The organism is Streptomyces sp. NPDC059010 (assembly GCF_042740355.1).
Classification (GTDB): domain Bacteria; phylum Actinomycetota; class Actinomycetes; order Streptomycetales; family Streptomycetaceae; genus Streptomyces.
Window position 1 is genome coordinate 100,398 of record NZ_JBHYJA010000001.1, and the last position, 21,362, is coordinate 121,759.

Here is a 21,362-nt window from a genome sequence, read left to right on the forward strand (position 1 = left end):
CCGGAACCCACCCACACCCATGACTACGACGACTCCCTCACGGGGCCGCCGCCGTGCCCCCACCCGGATCCAGCGGGCGGCCGGCAAGGCCGCGGCCCTGCAGAAACCCCGTGTCATCCTCGCCGGACTGCTCCTGCTCGCGCTGACCAGCGTCATGCTGCTCGACGGCTATCTGCGCGCCGAGGTCGGCGGCGACCAGCGCGTGCGCACCGGCGCCAGCTCCAGCAAGGTGCCCGACAAGATCCTCGACGGCGGGCCGATCCTCACCTTCCGGGGCGGTCAGGCCACCACGGTCTCCGTGCCGGACAAGACGATCGCGCTCACCTTCGACGACGGTCCGAACCCCACCTGGACCCCGCAGGTCCTGGAGATCCTCAGGAAGTACGACGTACCCGGCACGTTCTTCGTGGTCGGCTCGATGGTCTCGCGCTACCCGTCGATCGTCTCGGACATGGTCGAGCAGGGGAACGAGGTGGGCATCCACACCTTCACCCACGTCGACCTCTCCTACCAGAGCGACGCCCGCGTCAACCGCGAGATGCAGCAGACCCAGCTCGCGCTGGCGGGCGCGGCCGGCATCACGACGACGCTGTTCCGGGCGCCGTACTCCTCGGAGACGGACGCCATCGACAACTACAGCTGGCCCGTCTACGAGAAGCTCGGCGAGGACGGCTACACCAGCGTGTTCGTCGACACCGACAGCGACGACTGGAAGCGGCCGGGCGTCTCGAAGATCATCAAGTGGGCCACGCCGGAGGACGGCGAGGGCGCGTCCGTGCTGTTCCACGACGCGGGCGGCGAGCGGTCGCAGACGATCAAGGCGTTGCCGACGTACATCGAGAAGATGAAGGCGAAGGGCTACACCTTCACCACGATCAGCGGGGCCCTTCAGGAGGAAGAGGCGGCGGCGAACGGCGGGCAGGCCGGGAGCGCTCAGCAGCCCGGAGTCCAGGGGCAGCCGGGTCAGCAGCGTCAGCAGGGGTCGAACGGGGCCTCGAATCTCCAGGCCGCCCACCGTGAGGCGACCGGCGCGACCCTGTACGAGGGGAAGGCCCTGATCGGGGCGGTGGCCGTCGCCGAATGGACCGTACCGGTGCTGTCGGTCGGCCTGCTCGTCGTCGGCGTCGCCGTCATGGGCCGCTTCGGCATGATGCTGCTCCTCGCCCGGCGCCACTACCGGCAGCGCAACAGACGCCGGTTCAGCTGGGGGCCGCCGGTCCACGAACCGGTGAGCGTGATCGTCCCGGCGTACAACGAGAAGGAGTGCATCGCCAACACCCTCAAGTCGCTGGCGCAGAGCACCCACCCGATCGAGATCATCGTGGTCGACGACGGCTCCACCGACGGCACGTCCGAGATCGCCCGCACCGCGGCCTGGGAACTCGGCATGACGAACGTCCGCGTCATCCGGCAGGAGAACGCGGGCAAGCCGGCCGCGCTCAACAACGGTGTGCGCAGCGCCAGTCACGACATCGTCGTGATGATGGACGGTGACACGGTCTTCGAGCCGGACACCGTACGGCAGCTGGTGCAGCCCTTCGCCGACCCCGAGGTCGGCGCGGTCGCCGGCAACGCCAAGGTCGGCAACCGCAACACCGTGATCGGGGCCTGGCAGCACATCGAGTACGTGATGGGCTTCAACCTCGACCGGCGGATGTACGACCTGCTGCGCTGTATGCCGACCATCCCGGGCGCGATCGGCGCGTTCCGCCGGGAGGCGGTGCTGCAGGTCGGGGGCATGAGCGAGGACACCCTCGCCGAGGACACCGACATCACCATCGCCATGCACCGCGCGGGCCGGCGGGTCGTCTACCAGGAGCACGCACGCGCGTGGACCGAGGCGCCGGGCTCGCTCAAGCAGCTGTGGTCGCAGCGGTACCGGTGGTCGTACGGCACCATGCAGGCGTTGTGGAAGCACCGCAAGTCCCTTACGGACAAGGGTCCTTCGGGCCGCTTCGGCCGCGTCGGCATGCCGCTGGTCGTGATCTTCCAGATCGTCACGCCGGTCTTCGCCCCGCTCATCGACGTGTTCACCGTCTACTCGATGATCTTCGTCGACTTCGAGGCGGCGCTCCTCGCCTGGCTGGCGGTGCTCGCGGTGCAGCTGTTCTGCGCGGCGTACGCCTTCCGTCTGGACCGCGAGCAGTACCGCTACCTGCTGATGATGCCGCTCCAGCAGCTCGCCTACCGCCAGATGATGTACCTCGTCCTCATCCACTCCTGCATCACGGCGCTGACGGGCGGCCGTCTGCGCTGGCAGAAGCTGAAGCGGACCGGCGAGGTCGGGACACCGGCGGGGGCGAGCTGATGGGGGCGCACAGCAAGGGGGCGGTGCGGCCAGGGAAGAGGGCGGTGCGGCCGAGCCCGGCGGCGGACACCGCACCGCTCCCGCAGGTACGGCCGTCCGGCCGCGACCGCTACTTCGACACCCTTCGCGCGGTCGCCCTCATCCGCGTCGTCACCTACCACACCTTCGGCTGGGCCTGGGCGGGCATGGTCTTCCCTTCTATGGGGATCATGTTCGCGCTGGCCGGCACGCTGATGGCGAAGTCCCTGGAGCGTCCCCCGCTCAAGGTGATCCGCGGCCGACTGCGCCGCCTGCTGCCCCCCTTCTGGTTCTGGGGCTTCTTCGTGGTCGTGGCGATGCTGATCCACGACTGGATACCGGGCTGGCAGATCGTCTACTGGATCGTGCCGCTCGGCGACCCGCCGGGCAACGCGTGGGGCGAGCAGGCCTGGGAGATCCTCTGGTACCTGCGCACCTACCTGTGGTTCGTCCTGCTCTCCCCGCTGCTGCTGAAGGTGTTCCGGCCGGCCCCGATCCCCGTGCTGCTGCTGTCCCTGGCCCCGATCCTGGCCTTCCAGTTCGTGTGGGAGCCGCCGGACAACCGCTTCGGCACCGCACTCACCGACCTCGCCACGTTCCTGTTCTGCTGGATCCTCGGCTTCGCGCACCGCGAGGGCGTCCTGAGCCGCCTCAAGCCGCTCGCCGTCACGGTCCTCTCGCTCGCGGCGATCGCCTTCGGCGGCTGGTACGCCTTCACGCACCAGGCCGAGACCGGCTCGTACGACCTGGACGACATCCCGCTCGCCCAGGCGTTCTGGTCGGCGGGCTTCGTGACGCTGCTGATGTACGCCAAGGAGTTCTTCCGGATCGACTTCGCCCGGCTGACCCGCTTCCGCCGCACCGACCGCCTGGTCACGGTCTTCAACGCCCGCGCGGTGACGATCTATCTCTGGCACGAGATCGCCCTGATCCTCGCCGTCCCGCTGATCGACCAGTTCTGGAACGTGCCCGCGTTCGAGAAGTACCTCCCGCTGGAGAGCCAGTGGTTCATGTTCGGCGTCGGCTGGATCCTGATCGCCGTCTTCGTGCTGCTGTGCGGGTGGGTGGAGGACGTGGCCGGGAAGAAGAAGCCCAGGCTCGTTCCGTGAGGGCCTCAGCGGCTTCCCCGAGGGCTTCGGCGGCTTCCCAGAGGGCCTCGGCGGCTTCCGCGGGGGCGGCTGCAAGAATGAGCACGTGACCCGCGCTTCCCTGAACAAGCAGCCGCACGAAGTCGCCTCGATGTTCGACGACGTGGCGGAACGGTACGACCTGACCAACGACGTGCTGTCGCTCGGCCAGGACCGTGTGTGGCGCAAGGAGGTGGCGAAGGCGGTCGACGCCCGCCCCGCGCAGAAGGTCCTCGACCTGGCGGCCGGCACGGCCACCTCGTCGCTGCCCTTCGCGCAGACCGGCGCGTACGTCGTCCCCTGCGACTTCTCGCTCGGCATGCTCCAGGTCGGCAAGAAGAAGCACCCGTGGCTGCCGCTCACGGCCGGCGACGCGACGAAGCTGCCGTTCCGGGACGACACCTTCGACGCGGTCACCATCTCCTTCGGGCTGCGCAACGTCCAGGACTTCGACGCCGCGCTGCGCGAGATGTACCGGGTGACGCGGCCCGGCGGCCGGGTCGTGATCTGCGAGTTCTCGCACCCGACCTGGGCGCCCTTCCGCACCGTCTACACCGAGTACCTGATGCGTGCCCTGCCCCCGGTCGCGCGCGCGGTGTCCTCCAACCCCGACGCCTACGTCTACCTCGCCGAGTCCATCCGCGCCTGGCCCGACCAGCCGGCCCTGGCGGAGCGCCTGCGCAAGGCGGGCTGGTCGAAGGTGGCCTGGCGGAACCTGACGGGCGGGGTCGTGGCCCTGCACCGTGGGTTCAAGCAGAGCTGAGCGCCGGGTTCAGGCCGAGCTGACCACAGGGTACGAGTCCTCTCCGGGCTCATCGAGCTCGCGTTGCAGCCCGCCCGAGGGCGGCCGCGGTATGCGTGGCTCGCGTATTCCTCCGCCGCCCTCGCCCTCACCGAAGTCGAACCAGACGTAGACCATCGAGTCACGCGGCACCTCGGCACCGGGCTGGGGATATTGGCGTACGACGTAGTCGACGACGGTGAGATGGAAGTCCGGTCGGTCTGGTGCGTTCAGGAGCAGGCCGTGCGACTTCGCTGCCTCGCGCGCGTCCATGGCCATCAGTCCGACGAGTTTCGGTACTCGCACCTCGGGCGTTTTGGGTGTTATGCGCACAGATGTCACCCCCAGCGGTACTGGCAGGGTAACCGCCCGGGGGTACCGTCCGGAAGCGGCATGTACCTTTCTGTAACAGTCGGTTACTCGTAGTCACGTAACCGGAGTGGATGATTTCGGAGTCACGGACGGGGATCGTGGACCCGGCGTCACAGATCGAGCCGGTAGCAGTGCCCCTCCCGCTGTGCGCCCGGTGTCGTGAACACCTCGGCGAGCTGCATCCCCAGCCGTCGCGTCACCGCGATCGAGCGCGCGTTGCGGGCGTCGACCATCGCCACCACGCTCGGCACCCCGGCCGCCCGCACCCGCTCCAGCGTCAGCCGCGCGGCCGCCGTGACGTACCCCTTGCCCCAGTACTCCCGCGCCAGCCGCCAGCCGATCTCGATCTCGCCGACGGGGCCCCAGCCCATCTCCCAGGGCTGGGCACCCGTGAAGCCGATGACCTGCCCGTCCTCGTCGAGCATGGTCCACAGACAGAACCCCCGCTCGGCGTCGTGCCGGCGCTGGCGGGCGGTGAGCTCGTCGTAGACGGACAGCTCGGCGGCCTTGCCGCCCTGGAACTCCATGACGTCCGGGTGGGCGAAGGCCCGGTGCCAGGCGACAGCGTCCTCGTCGGTGGGGACGCGGAGCTGTACGACGGGGAGAGCTTGGTTCACGGAGGCGGCCCTTCAGTCGGTTGATCAATGCTGCTGAATAGACTGCCCCTGTCCAGTGCCGGTCGGCACACAGATTTCGAACTTGGGGAGATCCCGCCGTGACCGACGTGACCGAGCCACTCTCCTCACCTCTCTCCTCGCCCCTCTCCGAGAACACCGCCGATGTGATCGTCGTGGGCGCGGGGCCGGCCGGCTCCACCACGGCATACCACCTGGCCAAGTCCGGCCTCGACGTACTCCTGCTGGAGAAGACCGAGTTCCCGAGGGAGAAGGTCTGCGGTGACGGTCTGACCCCGCGCGCGGTCAAACAGCTCGTCGCGATGGGCATCGACATCTCCGAGGAAGCCGGCTGGCTGCGCAACAAGGGCCTCAGGATCATCGGCGGCGGCGTACGCCTCCAGCTGGACTGGCCTGATCTCGCCTCCTTCCCCGACTACGGCCTCGTCCGCAAGCGCGACGACTTCGACGAGCAGCTCGCCCACCAGGCCCAGAAGGCCGGAGCCCGGCTCTACGAGCGCTGCAACGTCGGCGCCCCGATCATCGACGACCGCACCGGCCGGATCACCGGCGTCCACGCCAAGCTCGGCGAGGAGAAGCGCGAGGTCACCTTCCACGCGCCGCTGGTCGTCGCCGCCGACGGCAACTCGACCCGCCTCTCCCTGGCGATGGGCCTGCACCGCCGCGAGGACCGCCCGATGGGCGTGGCCGTACGGACGTATTTCGAAAGTCCCCGCCACGAGGACGACTACCTGGAGTCCTGGCTGGAGCTCTGGGACCGCCGAGGGCCGGGCGAGGACCGCCTGCTCCCCGGCTACGGCTGGATCTTCGGCATGGGCGACGGCACCTCGAACGTCGGCCTGGGCGTCCTCAACACCTCCGACTCCTTCAAGGAACTGGACTGGCGCGAGGTCCTGAAGGCCTGGTGCGCGTCGATGCCGGAGGACTGGGGCTACACGCCGGACAACATGACGGGCCCGATCCGCGGCGCCGCCCTGCCGATGGCCTTCAACCGCCAACCGCACTACACCAAGGGCCTGCTCCTGGTCGGCGACGCCGGCGGCCTGGTGAACCCCTTCAACGGCGAGGGCATCGCCTACGCCATGGAGTCCGGCCAGATCGCCGCCGACGTCATCGTCCAGGCCCACGCCCGCTCGACCCCCGCGGGGCGCGAACTGGCCCTCCAGCACTACCCGCGCGTCCTGAAGGACACCTACGGCGGCTACTACACGCTGGGCCGCGCCTTCGTGAAGCTCATCGGCAACCCGAAGGTCATGAAGATCGCGGCCCAGCGCGGCCTGACCCACCCGCTCCTGATGAAGTTCACCCTGAAGCTCCTCGCGAACCTCACCGACCCGACGGGCGGCGACGCGATGGACCGCATCATCAACGGCCTGAGCAAGGTGGCGCCCAAGGCGTGACGAACGATCTCCGCCCGGTGCCATAGTCGAGTCACGCCCTCACGAATGGTGAGTGCGCGGGAACGCGTGGTACTCAGGGGGACCGATGGGATCGTTGGCGCTGCTCGTTTTCGCCATTCTGATCGGAGTGGCGTTCTGGGCCCTGGTCCGTTCCTTCAGGGCGCTGGGCACCGGCCGGCCGGGCGCCGCCGCGCCGAGGGCAGGCCGGCCGCCCCGCCCGGAGCTTGCCGGGCCACGGCGGCCACTGCTCACCGTGGCCGCCGAACTGGCCGCGATCGTCGGCCTGTTCATCGCCTTCATCGCGCTCATGAGGTGAGTGCCCGACCTGCCGTACCCCGTTCAGGACCCCCTGGCGCGGGTTGTGAGGATGCTGTGGCCGGGCGGGAAACAGGCTTCCGGCCTGTGTAGTCCCTCCCTACCCTCCGGGACTCATGACAACAGAACACACGCACGAGCCCCAGGAGAACGCGGGTCACGCGCAAACCGGCCACACCCGCAGACGCTTTCTGGCCGGTGCCGGGGGAGCCGCGGGTGCCGTCGCCTTATGGCCCGTCGGCACCGCGAAGGCCGCCGCAGGCAAGCGCGTCGCCGTCCTCGGCGGCGGAGTCTCCGGCCTGAGCGCCGCCCACGAACTCGCCGAACGCGGCTACGCCGTCACCGTCTACGAGTACTACGACACCCTCGGCGGCAAGGCCCGCTCGATGCCCGTCCCCGGAACCGCCGCCGACGGCCGCGCCGACCTCCCCGCCGAGCACGGCTTCCGCTTCTTCCCCGGCTTCTACCGGAACCTGCCGGACACCATGCGCCGCATACCCGTCCCCGGCAACGCGCACGGCGTCCACGACAACCTCGTCAGCGGCACCGAGGCCCTGTTCGCCCGCACCGGCGGCCGCCCCGACCTGCACTTCCCGCTCCGCCGCGCCACCACCCCGCCCCGCCCCGGCGATCTCACCCCCGGCTGGATCCGCGACCAGATCCTCTCGGCCCTGGACCTCGGCACCCGTCTCCCCGCCCATGAGGCCGCCTACTTCGCCGACCGCCTCCTGGTCCACCTCACCAGCTGCGACGCCCGCCGCGAGGAGCACTGGGAGAAGGTCGCCTGGTGGGACTTCATACGCGCCGAGGAGATGAGCGCGGAGTACCAGACCCTCCTCGGCATCGGCCAGACCCGCAATCTGGTCGCCACGCGCGCGGAGGTGGCGTCGACCAGGACCGTCGGCCGCGTCATCATCGAGGCCCTGCTGCTGTGGGGCCTGCTCGGTCGCGGCATGGACGGCGACGCCGACGTCGACCGCGTCCTGAACGCCCCCACCAGCGAGGCCTGGATCGACCCCTGGGAAACCCACCTGCGCTCCCTCGGCGTCGAGTTCGCCCTCGGCACCCAGGTCCACGAGGTCGGCCACGCCGGCGGCCGGGTCACCGGCGTCCGTGTCTCGGCCCGCGACGGCGGCGACGAACGTACCGTCACCGCCGACCACTACATCTCCGCCCTCCCGGTCGAGCACGCGCGCCAGACGTGGGGCCCGGGACTGCGCGCGGCCGACCCGCAGCTCGCGCGCTGCGACGCCCTGCGGACGGACTGGATGACCGGCGTGATGTTCTACCTGCGCACGCCCACCCCCGTCGTGCACGGCCACATCAACTGCCTCGACTCACCCTGGTCGGTGACCGCCGTCGGCCAGGCCCAGTTCTGGGCCGGACGGGACTTCTCCCGCGACTACGGCGACGGCCGCGCCCACGACTGCCTCTCCGCCATCATCTCGGAGTGGGACAAGCCGGGCATCCTGTACGGCAAGACGGCCAAGGAGTGCACCAAGGAGGAGGTCGTCGCCGAACTCTGGGCCCAACTGAAGGACGGTCTGAACGACGCCGGCAAGACCACGCTCCGGGACGAGGACCGCCTCGGCTGGTTCATGGACCCGGCGGTGACGGGCCTCGGCGGCCCCGATCCGCGCAACCGCGAGCAACTCCTCATCCACCCCACGGGCACCCTCTACAACCGCCCCACGGCCCGCACAAAGGTCCCGAACCTCTACCTCGCGGGCGACTACGTCCGCACCGACGTGGACCTGGCGACGATGGAAGGCGCCAACGAGTCGGCCCGCCGCGCGGTCAACGCACTCCTGGACGCGGACAATTCGGGCGCCGAGCGATGTGAGATCCAGGAGCTCTACCGGCCCCCGGAGATGGAGCCCCTCAAGCGGATCGACGAGGTGCGCTACCGGCTGGGCCTGCCCAACACCTTCGACCTCGGCTGAGACGTAAGGGCCGCTGCCCCCGAGCGGCTGCGGCCCTTACGGTGATCCCTGAGAGATCCTGAGACTCAGAGGACGCGCACCGCGCCCGACGCCGGGTATCCGGAAAGGTCCTGGATGACGACACCCTTGGACGGGTTGGCCGCGTCCAGGTACTGGCCGTTACCGATGTAGACACCCACGTGGTACGCGGAGCCCTTGCCGCCCCAGTAGAGGATGTCCCCCTCCTGGATCTGCGACAGCGGGATGTCGGTGCCCTGCATCGACTGGTCCTGCGAGACGCGCGGCAGGTCGACGCCGACCTGCTTGAACGCGGCCTGGACCAGGCTGGAGCAGTCCCACGCGCTGGGGCCGGTGGCACCCATGACGTACGCGTCGCCCAGCTGCGCCTTGAGGAAGGAGATGACGGTCCCGACGCTGCCGCTGGCGGGAGCGGACACGTCGGCGCTCGCCGAGGCGGACAGGGTGGCGCGCTCGGCGCTGCGCGAGGTGGCTTCCTCGGCGGCGGCCCTGCGGGCCTCCTCGGCCTTCTTCTTCGCCTCGGCCTTCTTCTTGGCCTCGGCGAGGTCCTTCTTGGCCTCCTTGGCCGCTGCGGCGGCCGCCGCGTCACGCTCGGCGTCCAGCTCGTAGTTCGCCGCCGCCAGCTGAGTGGCGTCCGCGGACTGGGAGAGCTGGTCGGCCAGGTCACCCGTGAGGGTGGGCAGTTCGATGGTCTGCGTCACCGGCTCGGCGGCGTTCGCCGTGGCGGCAGCACCGGCGCCTGCCATGCTGAGGACGCCACCGGCAACTCCGGCACGCATCGCGATCGTCGTGGACGAGCTGCGGCGGGGCTTCCGGTGGCTACGTATGTGAGCGGTGTGGGACATGAGAGCAATCGGTATCAGGGGCTCCTCCATACCTTCAAGAAACGTGTGCTGCGCCACAGTTGTTCAACGGCCGCTCCAATTCCCCTGCGGACCACCCTTTATTGACGCCGTAACGGACATTGCGGACGCCGCCGATCTCGCCCGTGATCACGGCCTTTCATCATTAAGTCCGGATTGCCCACCGCCTACCACTTGTTGGGACAGGTGGCCAAGCCCGGTTCTCATGGGTCTCTCATCGATGTGGTGGAGGTCACGCAACGATTACGGCGCCGTGCGCGTCCTGTGCCCGAATTCCGCCCCGCACCGCTCGTGAACGCATGCACGCGTCCACATGCCGCTCCGGCCCTCCCCCTGATGTGTGAACGCGGTCCCCTATCAAGCGGTCCCGTCCAGCACCAATTTGCATGCAAGAGAACTCTCTTGATATTGAGACGCACCCTCCGAGCTGCGGCGACGAGCGGAAATGTCACCTCTGGTGATCACTCGGACCCTTCTCGTATGAAGATCGCCGCTCATCCGGCTTCATGATCCTTCGTCAGGTGGTGGAGATCACAAAGCTTGTGTAATACCCCGTGTCGCAGATCACAGAGCGGCGGGCATAAGATGCGAGGCAGTTGGGCTTGTGACCTGCTTCACATGTTCTCGATCTTCGCCGGGACGAGCGGGGCTCTTGGAACTGGTGGGGCGGTTGTGGGCTCAGTGCAACCGCCAGCAGTCAGTGCCGACTGAGAGGAGCGAGGAGCGGTGAACGCGTATGCGCCCATCCTCGTACTGGGAGCCCTCGGGGCAGGCTTTGCGATCTTCTCCGTGGTCATGGCCACGCTGATCGGTCCGAAGCGATACAACCGGGCCAAGCTCGAAGCCTACGAGTGCGGTATCGAGCCGACCCCCACGCCGGCCGGCGGCGGGCGCTTCCCCATCAAGTACTACCTGACGGCGATGCTCTTCATCGTCTTCGACATCGAGATCGTCTTCCTCTACCCCTGGGCCGTCACCTTCGACGCCCTGGGTGTTTTCGGGCTCGTGGAGATGCTGCTCTTCGTGCTCACCGTCTTCGTCGCGTACGCGTACGTATGGCGGCGCGGCGGCCTGGAATGGGACTGAGGGGCCTTTAACGACATGGGACTCGAAGAAAAGCTGCCGAGCGGATTCCTGCTGACCACCGTCGAGCAGGCCGCGGGCTGGGTGCGCAAGGCGTCTGTCTTCCCGGCCACTTTCGGCCTCGCCTGCTGCGCCATCGAGATGATGACCACCGGCGCCGGCCGCTACGACCTGGCGCGCTTCGGCATGGAGGTCTTCCGCGGATCCCCGCGCCAGGCCGACCTGATGATCGTCGCCGGCCGGGTCAGCCAGAAGATGGCGCCGGTGCTCAGGCAGGTCTACGACCAGATGCCGAACCCCAAGTGGGTGATCTCCATGGGGGTCTGCGCCTCCTCGGGCGGCATGTTCAACAACTACGCGATCGTCCAGGGCGTCGACCACATCGTCCCGGTCGACATCTATCTCCCGGGCTGCCCGCCACGGCCCGAGATGCTGATGGACGCCATCCTCAAGCTGCACCAGAAGATCCAGACCTCCAAGCTCGGCGTGAACGCCGAGGAAGCGGCCCGCGAGGCGGAGGAAGCGGCGCTCAAGGCCCTGCCCACGATCGAGATGAAGGGGCTGCTGCAGTGAGCGACGCGAACGGCACCAACGGGGCGAACGGGTCGAACGGGGTCAACCCCGAGAAGGACCTCTCCGCCTCCAACCTCCCCGGCCAGCGCGGCCAGGGCGGCGAGGAGATCCGCGTCCAGCGCGGCATGTTCGGCGCCGACAACGGCGGCGACACCTCCGGCTACGGCGGCCTGGTCCGCTCGGTCCGGCTCCCGGGCCCGGCGAGCCGCCCCTACGGAGGCTGGTTCGACGAAGTCGCCGACGAACTCGAAGGCGCGCTGGAGGAACAGGGCCTCGTGCCCGACAACGCCATCGAGAAGACGGTCGTCGACCGAGGCGAGCTCACCTTCCACGTCGAACGCGAGCACCTGCTCCGCGTCGCCCGCACCCTGCGCGACGACCCGGCCCTGCGCTTCGAACTGTGCACCGGCGTCAGCGGCGTCCACTACCTCAGTGACAAGGGCCGCGAGCTGCACGCCGTGTACCACCTGCGCTCGATCACCCACAACCGGCTGATCCGCCTCGAAGTCAGCGCCCCCGACAGCGACCCGCACATCCCGTCGCTCGTCTCCGTGTATCCGACCAACGACTGGCACGAGCGCGAGACGTACGACTTCTTCGGAATCGTCTTCGACGGTCACCCCGCCCTGACGCGGATCATGATGCCGGACGACTGGCAGGGCCACCCGCAGCGCAAGGACTACCCCCTCGGCGGCATCCCCGTCGAGTACAAGGGCGCCCAGATCCCGGCTCCGGACCAGCGGAGGTCGTACTCGTGAGCACGCAGTCAGCATCCGCCCGTGAAACCACCGAGGGCACCGTATATACGGTCACCGGCGGCGACTGGGACGAGGTCGTCCAGGCCGCGGCCCGCGCCGACGACGAGCGCATCGTCCTCAACATGGGCCCCCAGCACCCCTCCACCCACGGAGTGCTCCGCCTGATCCTGGAGATCGACGGCGAGACCGTCACCGAGGCCCGCTGCGGCATCGGCTATCTCCACACCGGCATCGAGAAGAACCTCGAATACCGGACGTGGACGCAGGGCACCACCTTCGTGACGCGCATGGACTACCTGACGTCCTTCTTCAACGAGACCGCCTACTGTCTCGCCGTCGAGAAACTCCTCGGCATCGAGGACCAGATCACCGAACGCGCCAAGATCATCCGGGTGCTCCTGATGGAGCTGAACCGGCTCTCCTCCCACCTGGTGTGCATCGCCACCGGCGGCATGGAGCTCGGCGCCACCACGATCATGATCTACGGATTCCGTGATCGTGAAATGATTCTCGACATCTACGAGCTGGTCACGGGCCTGCGCATGAACCACGCGTACATCCGGCCCGGCGGACTCGCCCAGGACCTGCCGCCCGGCGCGGTGGACCAGATCCGCGAGTTCGTGAAGAAGATGAAGAAGAACCTCCCGGAGTACGACAAGCTCGCCACCGGGAACCCCATCTTCAAGGCCCGCATGCAGGACGTCGGCTATCTCGACCTGGCCGGCTGCATGGCCCTCGGCGCCACGGGCCCGATCCTGCGCTCCACCGGCCTGCCGCACGATCTGCGCAAGGCCCAGCCGTACTGCGACTACGAGACGTACGACTTCGAGATCCCGACCGCCGACACCTGCGACTCCTACGGGCGCTTCCTGATCCGCCTGGAGGAGATGCGCCAGTCGCTCGGGATCGTCGAACAGTGCCTGGACCGGCTCCAGCCCGGCCCCGTCATGGTCGCCGACAAGAAGATCGCCTGGCCCGCCCAGCTCGCCCTGGGACCCGACGGGCTCGGCAACTCCCTCGACCACATCAAGAAGATCATGGGCACCTCCATGGAGGCCCTGATCCACCACTTCAAGCTGGTCACCGAGGGCTTCCGCGTCCCGCCGGGACAGGCGTACGCGGCCGTCGAGTCGCCCAAGGGCGAGCTCGGGGTGCACACCGTGTCCGACGGCGGCACCCGCCCCTTCCGGGTCCACTTCCGCGACCCGTCCTTCACCAACCTGCAGGCCATGGCGGCGATGTGCGAGGGCGGCCAGGTCGCCGACGTCATCGTCGCCGTCGCGTCCATCGACCCCGTGATGGGAGGCGTCGACCGGTGACCACCTCATCTTCCGAGCGGGGCGTCAGCCTGGGCATGCCCGAACTGCCCGCGCCCGGCTACCCGGACGACGTTCGTGAGCGGCTTGAGCGGGACGCGCGCGACGTCATCGCCCGCTACCCGGACTCACGCTCCGCCCTCCTGCCGTTGCTGCATCTCGTGCAGTCGGAGGAGGGCCATGTGACGCGCACCGGGATGCGGTTCTGCGCGGACATGCTCGACCTGACCACGGCCGAGGTCACCGCGGTCGCCACCTTCTACACCATGTACCGGCGCAAGCCGAGCGGTGACTACCAGGTGGGCGTCTGCACCAACACCCTGTGCGCGGTGATGGGCGGTGACGCGATCTTCGAGGAGCTCCAGGACCACCTGGGCGTCGGCAACGGCGAGACCACCGGCGACGGCAAGGTCACCCTGGAGCACATCGAGTGCAACGCGGCCTGCGACTACGCGCCGGTCGTGATGGTCAACTGGGAGTTCTTCGACAACCAGACTCCGGCGAGCGCCAAGCGCCTCGTCGACGACCTGCGCGCGGGGCGGCCCGTCGATCCGACGCGCGGGGCCCGGATGTGCACCTTCAAGGAGACCGCGCGGATTCTGGCCGGCTTCCCCGACGAGCGGCCCGGGGCCGTCGAGGCAGGCGGCAGTGCGGGACCGGCGTCGCTGGTGGGCCTCCGCCTGGCCAGGGGAGAGACCGCACCCGCGCGCGTGGTCCATCCGCGGGAGGGCGGCCCGCACGAGGAGCCGCAGGACGGTGCGGTGCACGAGCCGTCGCCGGCCGAACACCTCAGTTCGCATGACGCGCCGCAGGACACATCGGCATCCGACCCAGCCCACCCGGCAGGGCCTACGGCCGAGGAGGGGGAGTGATGACGTTGGCACCCGAGCTGAAGGACACCAGCCCCGAGAAGCTGCTCGCACCCGTGCTGTCGGCCTTCTGGGACGACGACAGGTCCTGGACGCTGGACGTCTACCGAAGGCACGAAGGATACGAGGGGCTCCGCAAGGCGCTCGCCATGTCGCCGGACGACCTGATCGCGTACGTCAAGGACTCCGGTCTGCGCGGACGCGGCGGCGCGGGATTCCCGACAGGAATGAAATGGCAGTTCATTCCCCAGGGTGATGGAAAACCGCACTATCTAGTTGTCAACGCCGACGAATCGGAGCCCGGAACGTGCAAGGACATTCCGCTCCTCTTCGCGAACCCGCATAGCCTCATCGAGGGCATTGTCATCGCGTGTTATGCCATCAGGTCTTCGCATGCCTTCATCTATCTGCGTGGTGAAGTCGTCCCTGTGCTGCGGCGGTTGCACTCGGCCGTGAGCGAGGCCTATGCGGCCGGCTACCTCGGCGAGAACATCCTCGGCAGTGGCCTCGACCTCGAACTCACCGTGCACGCGGGCGCGGGCGCGTACATCTGCGGTGAGGAGACCGCACTGCTCGACTCGCTCGAAGGCCGTCGTGGTCAACCGCGGCTTCGTCCCCCCTTCCCTGCGGTGGCAGGTCTCTACGCCTGCCCGACTGTTGTGAACAACGTCGAGTCGATCGCGTCGGTTCCCGCGATTCTGCATCGGGGCAAAGAATGGTTCCGCTCGATGGGCAGCGAGAAGTCCCCGGGCTTCACGCTGTACTCGCTCAGCGGCCATGTCGCCAGCCCCGGCCAGTACGAGGCACCGCTAGGCATCACGCTCCGCCAGCTCCTGGAGATGAGCGGCGGCATGCGCCGCGGCCATCGCCTGAAGTTCTGGACGCCGGGCGGCTCCTCGACGCCGATGTTCACCGACGAGCACCTCGACGTCCCCCTCGACTACGAAGGGGTGGGCGCCGCCGGTTCCATGCTCGGCACCAAGGCCCTGCAGTGCTTCGACGAGACGACCTGCGTCGTCCGCGCCGTCACCCGCTGGACCGAGTTCTACGCCCACGAGTCCTGCGGCAAGTGCACGCCCTGCCGCGAAGGCACGTACTGGCTCGTGCAGTTGCTGCGTGACATCGAGGCCGGCAAGGGCGTCATGAGCGACCTCGACAAGCTCAACGACATCGCCGACAACATCAACGGCAAGTCCTTCTGCGCCCTCGGCGACGGTGCCGCCTCGCCGATCTTCTCCTCGCTGAAGTACTTCCGCGAGGAGTACGAGCAGCACATCACGGGCCGTGGCTGCCCCTTCGATCCGGCCAAGTCGACGGCCTGGGCCGATCACCGCACGGAGGTGAACGCATGACCGTGACCACCAATGCTCCCTCAGGAGGGGGAGAGGCGGCGGTCCCGCCGGAAGATCTCGTCTCGCTGACGATCGACGGCGTCGAGATCAGCGTGCCCAAGGGCACCCTGGTCATCCGGGCCGCCGAGCAGCTCGGCATCGAGATCCCCCGCTTCTGCGACCACCCGCTCCTCGACCCGGCCGGCGCCTGCCGCCAGTGCATCGTCGAGGTCGAGGGCCAGCGCAAGCCGATGGCGTCCTGCACGATCACCTGCACCGACGGCATGGTCGTCAAGACGCACCTCACCTCGCCGGTCGCCGAGAAGGCCCAGAAGGGTGTGATGGAGCTCCTGCTCATCAACCACCCGCTGGACTGCCCGGTCTGCGACAAGGGCGGCGAGTGCCCCCTGCAGAACCAGGCCATGTCGCACGGACACGCCGAGTCCCGCTTCGAGGGACGCAAGCGGACGTACGAGAAGCCCGTCCCGATCTCCACACAGGTGCTGCTCGACCGTGAGCGGTGCGTGCTGTGTGCCCGCTGCACCCGGTTCTCCAACCAGGTCGCGGGCGACCCGATGATCGAGCTGCTGGAGCGGGGCGCGCTCCAGCAGGTCGGCACCGGTGAGGGCGACCCGTTCGAGTCGTACTTCTCCGGCAACACCATCCAGATCTGCCCGGTCGGCGCGCTCACCTCGGCGGCGTACCGGTTCCGTTCCCGCCCCTTCGACCTGGTCTCCTCGCCGTCGGTGTGCGAGCACTGCTCCGGCGGCTGCGCCACGCGCACCGACCACCGGCGCGGCAAGGTCATGCGGCGCCTCGCGGCCAACGACCCCGAGGTCAACGAGGAGTGGATCTGCGACAAGGGCCGGTTCGGGTTCCGCTACGCCCAGCAGCGTGACCGGCTTCAGACACCGCTGGTGCGCAACGCCGAGGGCGACCTGGAACCGGCCTCCTGGCCGGAGGCGCTGCAGATCGCGGCCCAGGGACTCCTCGCCTCACGCGGCCGCACCGGTGTGCTGACCGGTGGCCGGCTCACCGTCGAGGACGCCTACACGTACAGCAAGTTCGCGCGCGTGGCGCTCGACACCAACGACATCGACTTCCGCGCGCGCGTGCACAGCGCCGAGGAGGCCGACTTCCTGGCGGCCCGGGTCGCCGGTCACGGCCGTGACCTCGACGGTACGGGCGTCACGTACGACCTCCTGGAGAAGGCCCCGGCCGTCCTGCTGGCAGGGTTCGAGGCCGAGGAGGAGGCGCCCGGGATCTTCCTGCGGCTGCGCAAGGCCTGGCGGGGGCACGGCCAGCGGGTCTTCTCGCTCGCCACGCACGCGACGCGCGGCCTGGAGAAGGCCGGCGGCACGCTGCTGCCCGCCGCTCCCGGCACCGAGACCGAGTGGCTGGACGCGCTCGCGAGCGGAGTCGGACTGGACGAGGCCGGTGCGAAGGCCGCCGAAGTGCTGCGCGCGGAGGGCGCGGTGATCGTCGTCGGCGAGCGGCTGGCCGCCGTGCCGGGTGGACTCACCGCCGCCGTACGGGCCGCCACCGCGATCGGCGCCCAGCTGGTGTGGATCCCGCGCCGGGCGGGCGAGCGCGGCGCCGTCGAGGCCGGTGCGCTGCCGACGCTGCTGCCGGGCGGGCGTCCCGCGACCGACCCACGCGCGCGTGACGAGGTCGCCGCCGTCTGGGGGCTGGCCGAACTCCCGCTCCGCCACGGCCGTGACACCGGCCAGATCGTGGAGGCCGCCGCGACGGGCGAACTCCAGGCCCTGCTGGTCGCGGGCGTCGAGGTCGCCGACCTGCCCGATCCGGCACGCGCGCGTGAGGCGCTCGCCGAGGTCGGTTTCGTGGTGTCGCTGGAGCTGCGACCCGGTGAGGTGACCGAGCTCGCCGATGTCGTGCTGCCCGTCGCCGCGGTCGCCGAGAAGGCCGGCACCTTCCTCAACTGGGAGGGCCGGGTGCGGTCCTTCGAGGCCGCGCTCAAGCCCGACCAGATGACCCGCCGCCTCGCCCCGACCGACGCGCGCGTGCTGCAGATGCTGGCCGACGCCATGGACGTACATCTGGGTCTGCCGGATCTGCGCACCACGCGCGCGGAGATCGACCGGCTCGGACCCTGGGACGGACCGCGGGCCACCGAACCCCTGGCAACCGCCGACCCGTTGCCGCGACCGGCCGCCGGGGAGGCCGTTCTGGCCGGGCACCGGCTGCTGCTCGACCAGGGCCGCCTCCAGGAGGGCGACGAGGCGCTCGCCGGTACCCGGCACGCCGCCCACGCGCGCGTGTCGGCCGCAACCGCTGCCGAGGCCGGCATCAAGGGCGGCGACATCCTGGCCGTGACCGGCCCCGCCGGAACCGTCGAACTGCCGCTGCAGATCACGGAGATGCCCGATCGGGTGGTGTGGCTCCCGCTGAACTCCACCGGCGGTGGCGTTGCCTCCGACACCGGGGCGCTGCCCGGCTCACTCGTCCGCATCGGCCCGGCGACGCCCGCCGGCGAGGCCCCCAAGGAGGTGGAGGCATGACCCCGTACCTCGCCGCTGAAGACCTCTCGATGTTCGGCCGCGACCCCTGGTGGCTGGTCGTCATCAAGGCGGTGTTCTGCTTCGCCTTCCTGATGGTGACCGTGCTGTTCTCCATCGTCTGGGAGCGCAAGGTCGTCGCCTGGATGCAGCTGCGCATCGGACCCAACCGGCACGGCCCCTGGGGCATGCTCCAGTCGCTCGCCGACGGCATCAAGCTGATGCTGAAGGAAGACGTCATCGTCAAACGCGCGGACAAGGTGGTCTACGTCCTCGCGCCGATCGTCGCGGCCATCCCGGCCTTCATGGCGATCGCGGTGATCCCCTTCGGCCCGGCCGGCAACGAGATCTCGATCTTCGGCCACCGCACCACGATGCAGCTCACCGACCTGCCGATCGCGATGCTTTACATCCTCGCGGTCGCCTCGGTCGGCATCTACGGCATCGTGCTTGCGGGTTGGAGTTCTGGATCCACCTACCCGCTGCTCGGCGGCCTGCGTTCCTGCGCGCAGATGATCTCGTACGAGATCGCCATGGGTGCCGCGTTCGCCTCGGTGTTCCTCTACTCCGGGTCGATGTCGACGTCGGCGATCGTGGAGGCGCAGCAGGACCGCTGGTACGTCGTGCTGCTGCCGGTGTCCTTCGTGATCTACATCATCACGATGGTCGGCGAGACCAACCGCGCCCCCTTCGACATGCCGGAGTCCGAGGGCGACCTGGTCGGCGGTTTCAACACCGAGTACTCGTCGATCAAGTTCGCGATGTTCATGCTCGCCGAGTACGTGAACATGGTGACGGTCTCGGCCGTGTCGGTGACGCTCTTCCTGGGCGGCTGGCGGGCCCCGTATCCGATCAGCGCCTTCTGGGAGGGCGCGAACCACGGCTGGTGGCCGCTGCTCTGGTTCGTGATCAAGGTTCAGCTGCTGCTCTTCTTCTTCATCTGGCTGCGCGGCACGCTGCCCCGCGTCCGCTACGACCAGCTGATGAAGCTCGGCTGGAAGGTCCTGATCCCGGTCTCCGTCGTCTGGCTGATGCTCGTCGCGACCGTGCGGACTCTTCGCAACGAGAACTACGACTTCGCCGACATCGCCCTCTACGTCGGCGGCGGCGTCCTCGCCCTGCTGCTCCTCTCCTTCGTCGCGGACATGTTCCGCGACCGGTCGAAGGCGGCCGAGCGGCCCGCGGAGGAACCCGCCGGCTTCGACGCGATGGCGGGCGGATTCCCCGTACCTCCCCTGCCCGGACAGGAGCTTCCGGCAGTGCCGCGGCGCGGCCCGCGCCGTGAGCGGGAGCTGATTGTCAGTGGTGGGCCCGATACTCAGAGTGACGGATCTCTGGATGGAAAGGAGGCGTCCGATGGCTGAGGAGCCCAAGGAGACCAAGCCCGGTTTCCTGAACCCCGTAGCCGGCTTCGGCGTGACCTTCAAGGCCATGTTCAAGAAGCGGCTGACCGAGCAGTACCCGGAGCAGCAGAAGACCACCGCTCCGCGCTTCCACGGACGGCACCAGCTCAACCGCCATCCGGACGGCCTGGAGAAGTGCGTCGGCTGCGAGCTGTGCGCCTGGGCCTGCCCCGCCGACGCCATCTATGTGGAGGGCGCCGACAACACCGACGAGGAGCGCTACTCGCCGGGCGAGCGGTACGGCCGCGTCTACCAGATCAACTACGCCCGCTGCATCCTGTGCGGCCTGTGCATCGAGGCGTGCCCCACGCGCGCGCTCACGATGACCAACGAGTTCGAGCTCGCCGACTCCAGCCGCGCCAACCTCATCTACACCAAGGAGCAGCTGCTCGCCGGTCTTGAGGACGGCATGGTCGACACGCCCCACGCCATCTACCCGGGGACCGACGAGCAGGACTACTACCGGGGGCTGGTCACGGAGGCCGCGCCGGGCACCGAGCCCCAAGTCGCCGTGTCCAAGGGCGAGCTGCATCCATCGGCAGGCCCTTCGGGCGCGGCAGAGGAAGAGGAGGTGGACGTATGAGCGCGCAGCTCGCCGCCTACTCCACCTCCACGGGCGAGGCCTTCCAGTTCTGGATCCTCGGCACCGTCGCGGTGATCGGCGCCCTGTGCACCGTATTCATGAAGAAGGCGGTGCACAGCGCGCTCTGTCTCGCCGGGACCATGATCATCCTGGCGATCTTCTACCTCGCCAACGGCGCCTACTTCCTCGGGATCGTGCAGATCGTCGTCTACACCGGCGCGATCATGATGCTGTTCCTGTTCGTGGTGATGCTCGTCGGCGTCACGGCCGCCGACTCCCTGAAGGAGACCATCAAGGGCCAGCGGTGGCTGGCCCTCCTGTGTGGGCTCGGCTTCGGCATCCTGCTCGTCGGCGGCATCGGGAACGCCTCTCTGACCGAGTTCAACGGCCTCACCCAGGCGAACGCGAACGGCAATGTGGAGGGCCTCGCGACCCTCATCTTCACCAAGTACGTCTTCGCGTTCGAGATCACCGGCGCCCTGCTGATCACGGCCGCCATCGGCGCCATGGTGCTCACCCACCGCGAGCGCACCGAGCGCGCCAAGACCCAGCGCGAGCTGTCCGAGGAGCGCATCCGGGAAGGCAAGCACATCCCGCCGCTGCCGGCCCCCGGCGTCTACGCCCGGCACAACGCCGTGGACATCGCGGGCCTGCTGCCCGACGGCACCCCGTCCGACCTCACGGTCAGCAAGACGCTGCGCGAGCGCGGCCAGATCCGTGACGTGTCCACCGAGGCGCTCAACGACCTGCGGGCCCTGGAGCAGCGCGCGGAGGAACGGCTGGAGCGGACCGAGATCGAGCCGTCGACCTTCAAGCGGCCCGAGGAGGCGTCGAAGTGAACCCGGTCAACTACCTCTACCTCGCCGCCCTGTTGTTCACGATCGGCGCCACCGGCGTGCTGATCAGGCGCAACGCGATCGTCGTGTTCATGTGCATCGAGCTCATGCTCAACGCCTGCAACCTGACGCTCGTCGCCTTCTCCCGGATGCACGGCAATCTCGACGGCCAGATCATCGCCTTCTTCACGATGGTCGTCGCCGCCGCTGAGGTCGTCGTCGGGCTGGCGATCATCGTGTCGCTGTTCCGTTCCCGCCACTCGGCCTCGGTCGACGACGCCAGCCTGATGAAGCTCTAAGGGGTCGGAAGA

Annotated in this window: 20 protein-coding genes; 17 read left to right on the forward strand and 3 right to left on the reverse strand. The window is 68.8% G+C overall.

The features are described 5' to 3' along the window. Positions 1–19: 19 nt before the first annotated feature. From ACFWYS_RS00515 to ACFWYS_RS00525, 3 genes are all read left to right on the forward strand, one after another. Positions 20–2,308, forward strand: coding sequence for a bifunctional polysaccharide deacetylase/glycosyltransferase family 2 protein (locus ACFWYS_RS00515; RefSeq protein WP_384761689.1), 2,289 nt, complete (start codon positions 20–22; stop codon positions 2,306–2,308). Next, a complete protein-coding gene (locus tag ACFWYS_RS00520) occupies positions 2,308–3,435 on the forward strand; it encodes an acyltransferase (RefSeq protein WP_384761691.1) in 1,128 nt (375 codons plus the stop codon). Before ACFWYS_RS00515 ends, ACFWYS_RS00520 begins: the two co-directional genes overlap by 1 nt. Positions 3,436–3,520: 85 nt before the next feature. Next, positions 3,521–4,216, forward strand: coding sequence for a demethylmenaquinone methyltransferase (locus tag ACFWYS_RS00525; RefSeq protein WP_384761693.1), 696 nt, complete (start codon positions 3,521–3,523; stop codon positions 4,214–4,216). A 9-nt stretch (positions 4,217–4,225) separates the two neighbouring features. Here the strand turns inward: ACFWYS_RS00525 and ACFWYS_RS00530 are convergent, their stop codons facing one another. After that, on the reverse strand, positions 4,226–4,540 hold the full coding sequence (locus ACFWYS_RS00530; RefSeq protein WP_384761695.1) for a PASTA domain-containing protein: 315 nt from the start codon (positions 4,538–4,540) through the stop codon (positions 4,226–4,228). A 176-nt stretch (positions 4,541–4,716) separates the two neighbouring features. Beyond that, positions 4,717–5,223: a GNAT family N-acetyltransferase gene (locus ACFWYS_RS00535; RefSeq protein ID WP_384761697.1), complete on the reverse strand. Its 507-nt coding sequence runs from the start codon at positions 5,221–5,223 to the stop codon at positions 4,717–4,719. Positions 5,224–5,321: 98 nt separating this feature from the next. On the opposite strand from ACFWYS_RS00535, the gene ACFWYS_RS00540 reads away from it, so the two are divergent. The 3 genes from ACFWYS_RS00540 to ACFWYS_RS00550 all read left to right on the forward strand — a co-directional run bounded on the left by ACFWYS_RS00540 (position 5,322) and on the right by ACFWYS_RS00550 (position 8,899). Next, positions 5,322–6,641 (forward strand): geranylgeranyl reductase family protein, encoded by a 1,320-nt coding sequence (locus tag ACFWYS_RS00540; protein ID WP_384761699.1) that lies wholly within the window; start codon positions 5,322–5,324, stop codon positions 6,639–6,641. 85 nt (positions 6,642–6,726) lie between these two features. Beyond that, positions 6,727–6,957 (forward strand): hypothetical protein, encoded by a 231-nt coding sequence (locus ACFWYS_RS00545; RefSeq protein ID WP_384761700.1) that lies wholly within the window; start codon positions 6,727–6,729, stop codon positions 6,955–6,957. A 115-nt stretch (positions 6,958–7,072) separates the two neighbouring features. Continuing rightward, positions 7,073–8,899 carry an FAD-dependent oxidoreductase gene (locus tag ACFWYS_RS00550; RefSeq protein ID WP_384761702.1) on the forward strand — a complete coding sequence of 609 codons (1,827 nt, stop codon included), beginning with the start codon at positions 7,073–7,075 and terminating at the stop codon, positions 8,897–8,899. 65 nt (positions 8,900–8,964) lie between these two features. Here the strand turns inward: ACFWYS_RS00550 and ACFWYS_RS00555 are convergent, their stop codons facing one another. Beyond that, positions 8,965–9,792 (reverse strand): C40 family peptidase, encoded by an 828-nt coding sequence (locus ACFWYS_RS00555; RefSeq protein ID WP_384761704.1) that lies wholly within the window; start codon positions 9,790–9,792, stop codon positions 8,965–8,967. Positions 9,793–10,506: 714 nt separating this feature from the next. Here ACFWYS_RS00555 and ACFWYS_RS00560 point away from each other — a divergent pair. From ACFWYS_RS00560 to nuoK, 11 genes are read left to right on the forward strand one after another with little or no spacing between them, the layout of a single operon-like run. Further along, positions 10,507–10,866 (forward strand): NADH-quinone oxidoreductase subunit A, encoded by a 360-nt coding sequence (locus ACFWYS_RS00560; RefSeq protein WP_007383963.1) that lies wholly within the window; start codon positions 10,507–10,509, stop codon positions 10,864–10,866. Positions 10,867–10,881: 15 nt separating this feature from the next. Then, on the forward strand, positions 10,882–11,436 hold the full coding sequence (locus ACFWYS_RS00565; RefSeq protein ID WP_062151585.1) for an NADH-quinone oxidoreductase subunit B family protein: 555 nt from the start codon (positions 10,882–10,884) through the stop codon (positions 11,434–11,436). After that, complete coding sequence (locus tag ACFWYS_RS00570; RefSeq protein ID WP_384761706.1) at positions 11,433–12,194, forward strand: NADH-quinone oxidoreductase subunit C; 762 nt, start codon at positions 11,433–11,435, stop codon at positions 12,192–12,194. The genes ACFWYS_RS00565 and ACFWYS_RS00570 overlap by 4 nt, the downstream gene beginning before the upstream one ends. Beyond that, positions 12,191–13,513, forward strand: a complete 1,323-nt coding sequence (locus tag ACFWYS_RS00575; protein WP_384761708.1) for an NADH-quinone oxidoreductase subunit D — start codon at positions 12,191–12,193, stop codon at positions 13,511–13,513. The genes ACFWYS_RS00570 and ACFWYS_RS00575 overlap by 4 nt, the downstream gene beginning before the upstream one ends. Further along, entirely contained in the window at positions 13,510–14,382 is an 873-nt protein-coding gene (nuoE, locus tag ACFWYS_RS00580; RefSeq protein ID WP_384761710.1) for an NADH-quinone oxidoreductase subunit NuoE, read from the forward strand. Before ACFWYS_RS00575 ends, nuoE begins: the two co-directional genes overlap by 4 nt. Then, the gene (gene nuoF, locus ACFWYS_RS00585) at positions 14,382–15,731 is read left to right on the forward strand and encodes an NADH-quinone oxidoreductase subunit NuoF (protein WP_384761712.1); all 1,350 of its coding nucleotides are present in this window, start codon (positions 14,382–14,384) and stop codon (positions 15,729–15,731) included. Before nuoE ends, nuoF begins: the two co-directional genes overlap by 1 nt. After that, entirely contained in the window at positions 15,728–18,232 is a 2,505-nt protein-coding gene (locus ACFWYS_RS00590) for an NADH-quinone oxidoreductase subunit G (protein WP_384761714.1), read from the forward strand. Before nuoF ends, ACFWYS_RS00590 begins: the two co-directional genes overlap by 4 nt. Further along, on the forward strand, positions 18,229–19,593 hold the full coding sequence (nuoH, locus tag ACFWYS_RS00595) for an NADH-quinone oxidoreductase subunit NuoH (RefSeq protein WP_384761716.1): 1,365 nt from the start codon (positions 18,229–18,231) through the stop codon (positions 19,591–19,593). The genes ACFWYS_RS00590 and nuoH overlap by 4 nt, the downstream gene beginning before the upstream one ends. Then, positions 19,586–20,215, forward strand: coding sequence for an NADH-quinone oxidoreductase subunit NuoI (gene nuoI, locus ACFWYS_RS00600; RefSeq protein WP_384761718.1), 630 nt, complete (start codon positions 19,586–19,588; stop codon positions 20,213–20,215). The genes nuoH and nuoI overlap by 8 nt, the downstream gene beginning before the upstream one ends. Further along, a complete protein-coding gene (locus tag ACFWYS_RS00605) occupies positions 20,212–21,054 on the forward strand; it encodes an NADH-quinone oxidoreductase subunit J (protein ID WP_384761720.1) in 843 nt (280 codons plus the stop codon). Before nuoI ends, ACFWYS_RS00605 begins: the two co-directional genes overlap by 4 nt. Next, a complete protein-coding gene (nuoK, locus tag ACFWYS_RS00610; protein ID WP_003998919.1) occupies positions 21,051–21,350 on the forward strand; it encodes an NADH-quinone oxidoreductase subunit NuoK in 300 nt (99 codons plus the stop codon). Before ACFWYS_RS00605 ends, nuoK begins: the two co-directional genes overlap by 4 nt. Positions 21,351–21,362: the final 12 nt, after the last annotated feature.

Coding starts and splice junctions, on each gene's coding strand:
- ACFWYS_RS00515 (WP_384761689.1), top strand. CDS start 20: ATGACTACGACGACTCCCTCACGGGGCCGCCGCCGTGCCCCCACCCGG.
- ACFWYS_RS00520 (WP_384761691.1), top strand. CDS start 2,308: ATGGGGGCGCACAGCAAGGGGGCGGTGCGGCCAGGGAAGAGGGCGGTG.
- ACFWYS_RS00545 (WP_384761700.1), top strand. CDS start 6,727: ATGGGATCGTTGGCGCTGCTCGTTTTCGCCATTCTGATCGGAGTGGCG.
- ACFWYS_RS00550 (WP_384761702.1), top strand. CDS start 7,073: ATGACAACAGAACACACGCACGAGCCCCAGGAGAACGCGGGTCACGCG.
- ACFWYS_RS00555 (WP_384761704.1), bottom strand. CDS start 9,792: ATGGAGGAGCCCCTGATACCGATTGCTCTCATGTCCCACACCGCTCAC.
- ACFWYS_RS00565 (WP_062151585.1), top strand. CDS start 10,882: ATGGGACTCGAAGAAAAGCTGCCGAGCGGATTCCTGCTGACCACCGTC.
- nuoF (WP_384761712.1), top strand. CDS start 14,382: ATGACGTTGGCACCCGAGCTGAAGGACACCAGCCCCGAGAAGCTGCTC.
- ACFWYS_RS00590 (WP_384761714.1), top strand. CDS start 15,728: ATGACCGTGACCACCAATGCTCCCTCAGGAGGGGGAGAGGCGGCGGTC.
- nuoH (WP_384761716.1), top strand. CDS start 18,229: ATGACCCCGTACCTCGCCGCTGAAGACCTCTCGATGTTCGGCCGCGAC.
- nuoI (WP_384761718.1), top strand. CDS start 19,586: ATGGCTGAGGAGCCCAAGGAGACCAAGCCCGGTTTCCTGAACCCCGTA.
- ACFWYS_RS00605 (WP_384761720.1), top strand. CDS start 20,212: ATGAGCGCGCAGCTCGCCGCCTACTCCACCTCCACGGGCGAGGCCTTC.